At 61.0% G+C, this 12,709-nt stretch carries 8 protein-coding genes; all 8 read right to left on the minus strand.

The features are described from left to right. A partial coding sequence (locus AB5758_RS08745; RefSeq protein WP_368155501.1) for a Spy0128 family protein occupies positions 1-4,725 on the minus strand: 4,725 nt, incomplete at its 3' end. Positions 4,726-5,022: 297 nt separating this feature from the next. After that, positions 5,023-6,450, minus strand: a complete 1,428-nt coding sequence (locus AB5758_RS08750; RefSeq protein ID WP_161115377.1) for a M20/M25/M40 family metallo-hydrolase — start codon at positions 6,448-6,450, stop codon at positions 5,023-5,025. Positions 6,451-6,507: 57 nt separating this feature from the next. After that, positions 6,508-7,293, minus strand: a complete 786-nt coding sequence (locus tag AB5758_RS08755; RefSeq protein ID WP_161115378.1) for an amino acid ABC transporter ATP-binding protein — start codon at positions 7,291-7,293, stop codon at positions 6,508-6,510. 22 nt (positions 7,294-7,315) lie between these two features. Next, positions 7,316-8,464, minus strand: a complete 1,149-nt coding sequence (locus AB5758_RS08760) for an amino acid ABC transporter permease (protein WP_138375233.1) — start codon at positions 8,462-8,464, stop codon at positions 7,316-7,318. A 9-nt stretch (positions 8,465-8,473) separates the two neighbouring features. Then, positions 8,474-9,400, minus strand: a complete 927-nt coding sequence (locus AB5758_RS08765; RefSeq protein WP_138375232.1) for a transporter substrate-binding domain-containing protein — start codon at positions 9,398-9,400, stop codon at positions 8,474-8,476. A 263-nt stretch (positions 9,401-9,663) separates the two neighbouring features. Continuing rightward, positions 9,664-10,557, minus strand: a complete 894-nt coding sequence (locus tag AB5758_RS08770) for an aldose 1-epimerase family protein (RefSeq protein WP_117770541.1) — start codon at positions 10,555-10,557, stop codon at positions 9,664-9,666. Between the two features lie 113 nt (positions 10,558-10,670). Beyond that, the gene (locus AB5758_RS08775; RefSeq protein ID WP_138375231.1) at positions 10,671-11,540 is read right to left on the minus strand and encodes a hypothetical protein; all 870 of its coding nucleotides are present in this window, start codon (positions 11,538-11,540) and stop codon (positions 10,671-10,673) included. A 175-nt stretch (positions 11,541-11,715) separates the two neighbouring features. After that, positions 11,716-12,582, minus strand: a complete 867-nt coding sequence (locus AB5758_RS08780; RefSeq protein ID WP_368141378.1) for a MerR family transcriptional regulator — start codon at positions 12,580-12,582, stop codon at positions 11,716-11,718. Positions 12,583-12,709 lie beyond the last annotated feature (127 nt).

The following is a 12,709-nucleotide window of genomic DNA, read 5'->3' on the forward strand; positions in this document are numbered from 1 at the left end:
GTTATACGTCATCGCCTCGATGGTGAACGGGAACATGCCATTCTTCAACGGGGTACCAACCAGAGTCTTGGTCACATCGATGCCCGCGTAGGTACCAGAGGCCGCATAGATGTTGGTGAACGCGGCGGCGTCCGTCACCTGCCGGTCGGCATCCGTCGTCGCCTGCTTGTTGTCGTACGCAACCGACGCGGTCAGCTTACCGGTGTGCTTGCCGTTCTCGATATCGGTCACTGTGTACGTCACCGTGGACGTATGGCCGTCATACGCAATACCAGTCTTATCCGCGTCGGTCGGCTTCGTCTCGTTCACATTGAACGTATACGTGCCCGACTTGGTGAACACCAGGTCGCCCGCACCGAAGGTTGCAGAACGCGTCGCGTCACCGGCGCCTGCGATCTCAACCTTAGTCGTCAGATCGCCGGTCTCATCGGAGTCGGTAGCCTTCCTCTGGGTAACGACCTTGTTTTTAACCGCATCCCTCGTCGCATCATCCGCCGGCGTCAGGGTGAAGTCGAACGCATCGCTCGTCTCCCACGCGCGCCCGGTGAACGTCTTTTGCACGTTAACCGGCGCCGACGTCGCCTGGGTCACCGTGTAGGTGTTCTTGAACGGGATGTATCCGTTGGCGTCCGTCAGCTGCGTGCCGTCGGCCTTCCAATACGTGACCGTGGAGGACAGGCACTTACCCGTCCCAGACTCGTTATCAACCTGCTGGTTCTTCACCAGCACGTAGTACACCGTATCGTCGTAGCCCATGCCACTGGACGTCGATGTATCGGAATCCTTGACCTCGGTCACCTTGTACACGTAGGTGAGGTTCTCGCTCTCCATCGTATAGGTGATCTGCGGGAACGCAGCGATACCGTCGTCATCGTTCTTCGCCGTGGTCGTGGTGGACGTGCACCCCTTAGGCATGGGGACCTTGCTGGCACCGACGCTGTAGGAGGTGGCGAGCTTGCCGAAATCGATGGCTCCACTCGGCACGGCATCATTCTTCATCCCGCCGAGTGCCTCGAGCTGGAACGTGAACTTATCCTTCACAAGCGGATTTGCACCGGACTGGTCGGCATACGTCTTCTGCACGTTGAAGGAGATGGTCTTCTCATCGGTGTTATAGGTGTTCGTGATCTTGGCGATTTTGTCAGCGACCTCGATCGGGTTGTCCTTTTGGCTCATACCGTCGTCGGTGTAGGTCTGCTCCATCTTGACTGCCGGCTGCGACAGCGTGCCGTCGCCGTTATCCCTCACCGTCACCGTGACGCGGTAGGAAGCGCTCGAATACCCGAACCCGGGCAGCCAGTCAGCGTCGTTTTGAGACGGCGTGGCCTCGGCAATGAGATAGGTGTAGGTGCCGGGCTTGGCGTACTCAATATTGCCGAAGTCGAACTTGTCCCCGTTCTTGACGGTCTTCACAACCTGCGTCATACCACTCACGGGCGCATCCTCGGCACCGTCGGGCATCGGCGTGCCCTTGTCCGTGCGCAGGTAAATCTTGAAGCTATCGCCACCCTTCCAGTCACGGCCCTGGAGCACCTTCTGTGCCCAGAACGCATTGGTGAGCTTCACCGGCGGCTCTACGCTGTAGGTGTTCGTGAACGCCAGCTTGTTGGCCTCGGCCACCGTGCCGTCGGCGTTCTTCTTCGCGATCGTGCCGGAGATGCTGTCGCCCTCGCCGCTCAGGGCGTTGCCGCCCTGCTCGCGCTTGGTCAGCGTGAAGCCGGCCGGCATCTTGTCCGTACCGGTCAGTTCCTGCACCGTGTAGGTGTCGTGCTCGGCGAGACCGTACACGCGGATCGTCTGGCCGTCCGTGATGGTCTGCTCGCGGCCGTTCTCGAGGTCGAATATTTTGCCGACCTGCTTCTCGCTTGCGGTCCCCGCGTTCTCAAACACCGCGGCCTTGTACGTCTTCCCCGCCGTCGTGGGCACGGTGAACTTGAAGGTGAACCCCGCGTCCGGTTTTCCCGTCAGGCCCGCTGGCACCACGACCTTCTTCGTCACCTCGAGGCTCGCCTCGCGCTTGTTCGCTACGCGCACACAGGTGGCGCCCGTAAACAGGGCATTCAGGTTCATGTCGTCCAGATCGGCGCGGGCGCCCTTCGCATTAGTGTCACCAGACACGTCCTGGGTGATACCCATACGTATCCAGCCCGTCTCGGTCTCCAGGCGGTAGGGTTTGCCCTCCTCGGTGGGCCCATACTGGTACATGCGTCCGTTAGCGCCGTACTTGAGGTGCACTGTGTCGTCTGCACCCACGGGTTCGACATCGGTCCACGTCAGGTTGCCTTTAACATTGGTCTCGCCATTCGAGGTCTGCCGCGTACCCTTGATCCACGTGAGCGTGTTGTCGATGTCGCCCTCTGCGCCAAACTGGCCCAGACTCTTCATGAGCGCGCCCGGGCCCACGAACGTCGAAACGCCGTCATCGTCCGTACCAGCATCGGCATGGACGCCGTCATCGTCCACAATCACCTTGGTGAGCGTGTCGTTAAGCAGGAAGCCCTTGGGCGCCGAGACCTCCTTTAGGAAGTAGGTGCCATTCTTGAGCGGCTTGTTGCCGTCGCTCGTACACGGGAATATGCCCGCCCCTTCGAGCCGGACCGGGTTGTCGACCGACCCCGTCGTCAGGGTGTCATAGGGGCCCTGATCGTCCTTGGGCACAACCTTGCCGTTCGCGTCCGTTGTCGCCTTGTACAAGCCGAACGTTGCGCCGTCTACGGGGTTGCCCTCGGTATCGGTTTTCTGCACGAACAGGCGATTCTGGATGTTCGTGACGAGCAGGCGCGTGGCGAACTGCCGCTTGAAGTTCGTGCCGTCTGCGATGTCGTCGCTGTACACGTGGACGGTGTTCTTAGGCGTCGCGTCGCCGATCGATCTCGCCGTTGTGTGGTAGATGGCCACCGTGTACTCGGCATCCTTGCGGGCCTCACCGCTCAGCAAGTAGTAGTACTTGGAGATGTCACCGGGCAGATTTTGAATCTCTACCTGGTACTGGCCGCTCGTGTTGAGCGTGAAGGCGTGCAGGTCCTTCTTCGCCGCCTCGATAGCGCCGGCCGTGCCCGGCTCCTTGGCGAGGGTGTATCCCGCTCCCGTCGATGGGTCGCCCGACACGGCGTACCAACTGCTCGGATCTTTGATGCTTGCGCTTTTATCGCGCTTGAGCACCACAGCGAACAGTATGCCGGAGTCCAGGCTGACAGCGTCGTTGGGCTTCGTCAGGTCATCATTCGCCTTGTACACGATCGACGGCGCGGTGATGGTCTCCTTCGCGCCGGCGAACGCACCCGTCCGCCACACGGCGCTGCCCGCGTCCATACCGCCGCGGTTGATGATGACGCCGCCCGCGCCGTTCTTGTCGCTCGTGGGCTCGTACTCGAGGTGCATGCTGCCATCCGTCGTCGTGAGATTCGAGCGGTATCCCTTGGGCACGCTCGTCTTCTCCTTCAGGAGGTAGTACTTATTGCTGTGATCCTTGTTGTAGAGATCGTCGAAGTTGATGACGCCGCTGCCATCGTCGTTCGTGAGCGTTAGGCAGCCGGCCTCGTCCGTGGTGCCGGAGCCGAGAAGCGCGCCCTCGGTTTTGAAGTCCTTATCGGTCTTATAGAGCTGGAACTCGGCACCCTGTACGAACTTGCCGTCCTGGTCGAACTTTATGATGTCGGACTCGGGCACCGTCACGAGGTTGAACTTGAGCTCCATGTTGGAGTAGAGGGCGCCGCGCTCCAGGTAGAAGAACTTGAGGGTGTGGTTGGTGCCGTCGGCGAAGGTGCTGCCGTACCACCTCGTGTCGCCGTCCTTGCGCGCCTCCTGGTACTTGCTCAGCAGCGTGCCGTCGCTCTTGCCGTTCACCTTAATGTCGCCCGTTTTAAAGTTTATGTTCAGACTCGCGCGGTCGTGAATACCGCCGATATCACCCACGAGGACATCGTCGATGAACACCCAGACATCATCATCGCCGGCGAACTCGAAGGTCATGTCCTCATCTTTGTTCGTCTTGCCGCCGTCGGGCTGCACGAATCGCGTGGACATTGAGAGACCGAAGTGATGGTTGACGGGCTTGCCACCGTTGTAGCTCGCGGTGTTGTCTGCCGTGATGCCATTTTGGACGAGCCGGTCGTTTTCCTCATTGAACACCTTGTCTGCCGCGTCGAACGGGAAGAACTGACCCTGGTGGGACGAATTGCCAACGCCCCCGGTGTCATAGATGTCGAAGGCATTCTTGTTAGCGTTGTAGGCTGCGTAGTTGTGGGTGCTGTCATAGACGTAGTAGCCGCCCTGAGCCTGGAGGAGGCCCGTCACGCCAAAATGGGACGTCTTGCCGGTCTGGGCAGAGGAATCGAACAGATAGCGGAGGGACTTGCCGCCCCAGGTACCGGAAAGCCGCGGGTAGCCGTCGAAAAGCGTGTTGTTGACGATGCCGGACTGCGGGTTCTCGCCGCCCGTCCAACGGTTGAGCGACTCACCACCCTGGCCGTCGTTAAACTGGAACCGGTGGTTTGCGTTGATGCCGCCGTTGCCGGAAACCGACAGGTGATCATCGGGATTCACCCAGTAATCAAACAGGTTGATTGTTGTCCCCGAAGGCGAAATCGTCGTAACCGTGTGGTCCGAAAACGCCGCTTCCGCACGGGTCGGCAGGAAGAAACTCGCCGTCAGCGCGACGGCGAGGGCCAAAACAATCACATATGGCGAGACCGGGCGCAGCCCACGACGACGACCATAAGACATGACGGACCACCGCTCGCGCGGCCGGTGTTCACCAGGAAGTTCCCTGCTTAGACACCCCCCCCCGGTAGCATTATTCACGAGTCGAGACGTCGTCTCTCTGAGCTCCTGCATAATTTCCTCCCCAGTCACACGGCGACCTGCCCGGGTGCTCCCCGGGGGCCGAGGCAGTCTGGCACATGCCCGCAGTCGTTCAAGGAATACCAACCCCAGCATATGTCTCTTAAGATATCTTAGTCTTATTCTATGACAGTTTTTGTCTCATTACCGATGAAATCGGCTCAGTCCCTTTGTCGCATGCTAGAGCGTGTGGAGCAGGGCGATGAGGAAGCGGATGCCTTGGAGGTAGGCGCGACGGGTGATGCGCTCGTTGGTGCCGTGGACGCCGCGGTCGCATTCGTCATCGTCGACCACAAAGGCGGAGAAGCGGATGCACTCGTGGCAAATGCGCTGGTAGTTGGCGGCATCGGTTGCACCAATCACGGTCGAGGGCACGATGCTCATCGGCTCTTGGCCCACCGCAGACGATCCGTTTTCCTCCGTCGGCTTGGGATCACGGAAATAGCGGGCGGCGATGGCGCGGACGGCCTCGAGCCCCGGACCGCCCACGCGCGGGGACGGCGAGGGCTCGGAGCTGCCGGGGCCCAGCTCGACCTCGACTCGGCCGGCGAGCCCAGCGGTGGCAACGGCCTCGCGGCAGCAGGCCACGACATCGGCCACGCTCGTACCCTCGAGCATGCGGAAGTTGATATTGACCCACATATCTTGCGGCATTACGTTGGCACCGGTACTGCCGCCCTCGATTTGCGTGGGCGCACAGGTGGTGGTCACAAGCGGGTACAGCTTTTTGCTGGCAAGGCAGTCGCGCACGATGGCATCCTTGCTGGCAGCAATCTCGTCTGCGGTATAAAGCCCCAGCTCGACGAGCTGCGCGGCAAGCAGATCGGTCACACGCGCCGGCCACTCGATATCGCAAATCGCGGCAATAGCGCGGCTGAGCACTTCGAGCGACGTGCCACCGTAAGGGTTGGAAGAATGCCCGCCCTCACTCTTCGTCTTGAGCACGATATCGGCATAGCCCTTCTCGGCAAGGTCGGCGTGCATGAGCCAGTCCTCGCCCGCGCTGTACTCGGCAGCCGAAACGATGCGGTAGTCGCCCTCGTCGATCAGGTACTCAAGCTCAATGCCGCGCTCCTCGAGCGCGCGGCCGATGGCACCTGCGCCGTACTGCGTAGTCTCCTCGTCCTGGCCAAAGGCCAGGAGCAGCGTGCGCTCGTGCTGCCAACCGTGTGCCAGCGCATACTCAACCGCCTCGAGAATGCCTGCGACCTGGTCTTTCATATCGATAGCGCCGCGACCCCAAATGTAGGTGTCGTCTACATGCCCGCTAAAGGGGGCGTACGTCCAGTCGTCCTCGGTACCCGGCACCACGGGGACCACGTCCATGTGACCCATGAGCACAACGGGCTTGAGTGCGGGGGCGGAGCCGGAAAGCGTCACCAGCAACGAATGATCGATGAGCTCGACCTTACCCGCTGTAAATACGTGCGGCCAGGCCTGCTGCATATAGGCGCGCAGGTCGTCGAACGGCTGCCAGTCCACTGCCTCGGTATCCATGCTCGAAATGGTCGGAAACGACAGCACGCGGCCCAGGCGCTCGCACGCGCCGACCTCGTCGATATCGGCAAAATCATCCTCGTGCGCAAAGAAGCGCCAAACCTCGGCCATGCCTTCCTCCAAAAACAACGTGGCAAAGAGGCGGTCCCTTTGCCACGTTCGCTTGCATTATTTGTCGTTGAGATAACGCGAGAGGAACTCGCGGGTGCGCTGGTGCTTAGGATTGCCGAAGAGCTCGGCCGGCGCGGCGTCCTCGAGGACCACGCCCTTGTCCATAAAGACCACGCGGTCGGACACCGTGCGGGCAAAGGCCATCTCGTGCGTGACGACGACCATGGTCATGCCGTCGGCAGCGAGCTTGCGCATGACCTCGAGCACCTCTCCCACGATCTCGGGGTCGAGTGCGGAGGTCGGCTCGTCGAACAGCATGATCTGCGGATTCATGCATAGGGCACGAGCGATGGCAACGCGCTGCTTTTGGCCGCCGGACAGGCGACCCACGGCGGCGTGCGCGAACTTCTCGAGCCCCACGCTCGTCAGATGCTCCATCGCGACCTTCTCGGCCTCGGCCTTGCTCATCTTTTTGAGCGTGACGGGCGCGAGCGTGCAGTTGTCGAGCACATCCATGTTGTTGAACAGGTTAAAGCCCTGGAACACCATGCCGATGTCCTCGCGCAGCTTGTTGATGTTGCAGCGCTCGGCCGTGAGGTCCTGGCCGTGGAACCAGATGTGGCCCGCGTCCGGGGTCTCGAGCAGGTTGAGGCAGCGCAGGAAGGTCGACTTGCCCGAACCCGAGGCGCCGATGATGGTGACGACCTCGCCGGGATTGACGGACAGGTCGATGCCCTTGAGTACCTCGAGCGAGCCGAAGCTCTTGCGCAGGCCCTCGACGCGGATGAGCGGCTCATTGGTCTGTGCGGCGGCCGCAACGCCGGTAATGGCGGTATCTGCCATGATGATTCTCCTCGTCTTGAGCCTAGTTGGAGCTGGGCAGCGTGACCGGAGCCTCGGCGCCGAGCTTTTTGCCAAAGGCCTCGAGCAGGCGGCTCGCCACGAGCGTCAGGATCAGGTAGACCACGAGCGCCACGCAGTAGACCTCCATCTGGCGGTAGTACACGCCGGCGACGGTGGTGGTGGCGTACATGAGGTCAAACACGCCGATGACCGAGAGCACCGACGAATCCTTGATGTTGATGATGAGCTCGTTGGTGAGCGCCGGGATCGCGTTTTTAATGCCCTGGGGGAACACGACTTTACGCATAGCTTGCCACTGCGACAGGCCCAGCGAGCGCGCCGCCTCGGCCTGGCCGGGATCGATGGACTCGATGCCGCCGCGCAGGACCTCCATCATGTAGGCGGTGGAGTTGAGCGAGATGGTAACGAGGCCGGCGGTGAAGGTGCTCCAAATCTGGTTGGCCTGGGCGGTCTCGAAGCCCATGCCGCGCAAAACGGTGAAGCCCGCGTAATAGATGAGCAGGCCCTGGACCATCATGGGCGTGCCGCGCACGATGGTGGAGTAGATGGTCGCAAAGCCGCGGCCGATACTCTTAAAGAAGCGCACCAGGTCGTTATCCACGCGGTCGAAGGTCTGAATACGCAGGAACACAAAGAGCAGCGCCAGGAAGAATGCGATGACGGTGCCGAAGGTGGCAAGCGCGATGGTGATCTCGATACCGCGAATGAAGAAGTCACCGCTCTTGTAGGTCATGTAGACCAGGCTCGACAAAAAGTCGCTGGGGTTGGAATCCGAGACAATGCTCACCTGCACCAGGTCGATAAACGACATGACGCAGCGGTCCACGAAAAAGATCGCCGCGATGGCGACCACGACGTAGCTGCCCAGGCGTGCGCCACGACGGCAGCGCTCGGATGCGAACGGCGACTTTTCGCGATAGTCGTTCCAGTGCATGAGCTTGGTGACCAGCGCCGCCGCCGACACGACGAGCCAGGCCCAAAGGATTGCCCAGAGGCAGTCTTGGAACACGCCCGTAGGCGCCAAGAAACTCATCGGCGTGGGGTTGCGCTGGCTAAACGCCAGGCCGAGCGCCGCGATGACGCTCGTGCCCAGGTATACATAACGGTGGTCCGCCTTGATAAAGGAGGCCAGGCGATTGATGGTTTTCATGCTGCCTCCCTATGCCGGCTGACGGTCGAGGCACGCGTCCCACATTTGGTCGCGCTCCTCTTGGCTAATGCCCTTGAGTGTCTTGTCGATGAGCTTAAGCAGTTTGTCCGAGCCCTTGCGGCAGCCGACGTTTGCCGTGACCTCCTGCTTAAAGCCCTCGCCCTCGGCAAATTGAATGGGGACGATGCCCGGGTTTTGGGCCATATAGCCCTTCTCGTTCTCGGTGTTGTAGGTCACGGCGTCGCAGGTGCCCTGCAGCAGGTTCGAAAACACCGTGGGGACCGAATCGACCGGGTTCTTGTGCACAACGCCCGGGATTTCGTCGATGACGGTATCGAGCATGGTGTCCTTTTGGCCGAGGACCGTAGCGCCGCTAAAGTCGCTGAGCTTGGTCGCATTTTGGTAGGGCGAGCCCTCTTTTACGAACAGGCCAAAGTAGCCAATGAAGTACGGGTCGGAAAAGCCGACGGACTCCTCGCGCTCGGGCGTGGCGCTCATGCCGGCAATGATGAGGTCGATCTGGCCGTTGTTGAGCGAATCGATAAGGCCCGAGAAACTCTGCTTGACGGCAACGGGCTCGCCACCGAGGGCCTTGCAGACGATCTTGGCGATCTGCACGTCGTAGCCATCGGCATAGGCACCCTGCACGTTGTCGATGGGGATGGTGTACTCGCTGGCCTCGGAGACCTGCCAGTTGTACGGGGCGTAGGCCGCCTCCATGCCAATGCGGATCTTATCCTTGCCGATCACGGAATCGGACAGGTCGTCGCGACCGCCGCCCGTCGTGGGCTGAACCACCTTGAGCGTTGACGGGCGCTGACAGCCGGCAAGCGCGCCGGCGACGACGGAAGCGCTCGCAGCGAGGGCGCTACCCAAAAAGATGCGACGGCTGCATACCGGCTGGCGCTGCGCATCGCACTGTTGGGGAGAATGCATAATCTGCCTTCCCTGTTGAATCGTATGCTGACGACTTAACAGGATATACGCCAGCGACCAGCAGCGCAGCACAAGCTCGAAAAATTAATAGACACACGGTAGCCATTGGGGACGCCGATGTTTTGGCAATGCCGGCGAGCGACGTCCAGAGCGAACAAGTGGCATGAAAAAGGCAAGGCATGACCAGAAGGTCTATGTCTTGCCTTTTGAATGACAACTTGTCGCTCTGGACGACGCGCAGCATCGACCGAGCGGCGGAACCTCTAGAGCAAGGTAACGCTAAAGCTGCGAACATCCGTCTCGCCGGGAGCCAAGGTGATGGTGTTGACCTTGTGCTCAAAGACGTCGTCCTCGGTGTCCATGGTGGTGTGACCGGTCCAGGGCTCGAGCGCCACAAACGGAGCGTCGTTGGCGGCAGACCACACGCCGATGTACTTAAAGCCCTCAAAGTCGATCTTGACGCCGTGGCCCGACTTGCGGCCGCGCAGTGTGAGCGTGGAGCCCGGAGTATCGGTGAACATGATGGCATCGTTATCGAAGCTGCGGTGCGTGATGGGCAGCACGTCCGAGTTATCGGGCGCCTTGTAGCTGCCCTCGAACGTCATAAGACCGTCGGGCGTGATGATGGGAGCCTCGTTGGTCCAAGCCTCGGTAAACGCCAACTCGTAATCCTCGAACGCCTCGTCCTCGGCACCGGGGGCGGGCACGTTAAATGCGGGGTGGCCGCCCACCGAGAACGGCAGGTCCACGTCGCCGGTGTTGGTGACGGCAAAGGTCTGCGTGAGGGTGGCGTCGCCGGTCAAGGCATAGGTCATGTTGAGCTTAAAGTGGAACGGGAACGCCTTGAGCGACTCGGGCGTATCGGTAATCTCGTACGTTACCGAGGAGCCGTCCTCCGAAACCTCGACCAGCTTGTGCTCGACAATGCGCGCGAGTCCGTGGCGCGGCATCTCGCAGGTACCGGCCGCAGACGTTGCCGTGTTGTTGCGCAGCGAGCCCACAATGGGGAACAGGATGGGCGCGTGCTTGCCCCAAAAGGCGGGGTCGCCCTGCCACAGATACTCGTTGCCGTTGAGGGCAAGGCTCGTGAGCTGGGCGCCCATGGAATCGATGGCCGCGGTGAGGCCGCCGCGCTTGATGGTAGTAACGGTAGACATGCTACTTCCTCCAAAAGTAAACAATAGTGTCGAGGGCTATTGTCCCACTCTTGGCGGCGGGACGGGACGGCAGGCGATTATTGAGTAGCCATAGCGGAATGAGCGGCGAGTGCCTACTGGGTATCCACGTAAAGGTCGAACCCGCCCTGCGGTGTAGTGTCGACCGTGTCGGGCGCCTGTGAGTTAAAGTTCACGGGGACCATGCGCTTTGAGGCGCGGAAGCGCGTGCCGTCGGTGGCGACGGGCGGTTCATCGACGGTGAGCTCGTAGTCGCCGGGCTTGAGCTCGATGCCGTCACCAGCGGAATTGACGTATTGATACTCGTCGATCGTCTGCCCTTTGAGCGTGCGCCCCACGATATGGATGAGCATTTGGCTGTCGCCGCGCGCGGTGTCCCACGTCGCGCCGTCCTTGACCTCGACCGACACATGTACCGAGCGCGTGCGGCCGAGCGATTGCTCGACAGACATCTCGACCTTGGCGGCGTCTTTTCGCTGTTGCTCAACATGGCTCCAGACGTTTCCAATTACCGAGCATGCGATAACGCCGGCCATGAAGGCGATAAGGATGGGGCCGAGCGGAGAGCGACGTCCTGCATCTTCCTCGCGAGACAGATTGGGGCGACGTGTGGGCGCGGGCGCCTGGGCACCCTGCGAGGGCACGTCGAGAATACTGAAGGATGCCGTGCTGTCGGGATCGATGGTGTGACGCGGCTGCGGGGTCTTTGCCGGCGAGATCGACATGTCGGCTGGCTCGCCGAGCGTGGCCGTAGCGTCGGCCTTGGCCTCGTCTGCCTCGGCCTGGGCCCAAGCTTGTTCGAAGGTCAGGGGCTCGACGGAATCGAGGGCGGCGTCCGAGTCGGCGGCGACGTCGTTGCCGGTCTCGTCCTCGTCGCTCGACACGTCACGCGGCGTAGGCTCGTCCCACCCCTCGTCCGGAGCCTCACCCTCGCTATACCACCATTCAAAGTTATCGATATCCATACGGGGCGCCCCTTAGGCCTCGCAAATAAACACTTGTTAGCCTTATACCCCCAGACGGCACGAGGGCTCGCACGGAATGCGAAAAAGGACTGCTCCTTTGTCGCATCGAAGTTGCGGTGGAATAGTTCCTGTTTGCACGCCCACTCGAGCTATTTAGGGACTATTTCACCGCAAGTTATTTGAGGGCGACGGGGATTTGGATACAGCAGAAGTCCTCTTGGTGAGACTCGTCGTAGCTCGTGGTGTCCAGGTAGCAAAAATCGAAAGCATTGCCGATGGGCTGGAGCGCGTGCCTGTCCATGCAGGCCACGATGGCGCGGATACCCTCGGGCTCGTACGGCATGCCCCAGCGACTCATGCACAGGTACGTGCCCTCGGGCAGCACCTCGACGCCAATCTCCGCCAGCTCGGCAGGATCGCTCGGCAGTATTTCCTCGGCACCACGCGGCAACACGGCAAAGGAACCGGCACCGGCGATGGGGTCGTCGGAATGCAGCGCCTCGCAACGCAGCATGGCGCCCCAACCGCGCATGGGGCGTGTGCCCGTGAGCGCACGCATGCGCAGAATCGCCCGCATGAGCGTGGGGTGCAGCATCGAGCGGCCACGCTCGATATCGCTCGGGAACTCCTCAAAGACCACGTAGCGGCGCTCGAATTGCTTGAGCTCCGGTTTGCCCTCGCGCTCGCGCCAATAGACCGCCTCGTCGTAAAAACTCAGCCGCTCCTGCACGCTCGCGCGCTCGGCTTTGAGCCCGGCAATCTGCTCGTCGAGCGCCTGCACCCGCGAGCGCAGGTGATCGGTCATCTCTCCAATGTCGAACGTCGAGGTCAGGCGATCGATCTCATCGAGTTCCAGTCCCAAGTCGCGCAGCATGCAGATCAGACGCATGAGCGGGATCTGCGTGGACGAATAGAAACGGTAGCCTTTTTCGTTAACCACGGCGGGTTTAAACAGACCGATCTTGTCGTAGTAGATGAGCGTTTGGCGCGAAACGTTAAACAAGCTCGCCATCTCGCTAATCGCATACATACCCGTCTGCATAGGTCCTCCCGACACACCCTTTGACACGAAAAGCCCGCCGCCCACAGGGGTGAACTGCCTCCCATTTCTTGGACATGAGAAATGGGAGGCTTTCTTTATGCGCGTTGATTTGAGGGTGAAGCATGAT

The organism is Collinsella aerofaciens (assembly GCF_040926405.1).
Taxonomy (GTDB): domain Bacteria; phylum Actinomycetota; class Coriobacteriia; order Coriobacteriales; family Coriobacteriaceae; genus Collinsella.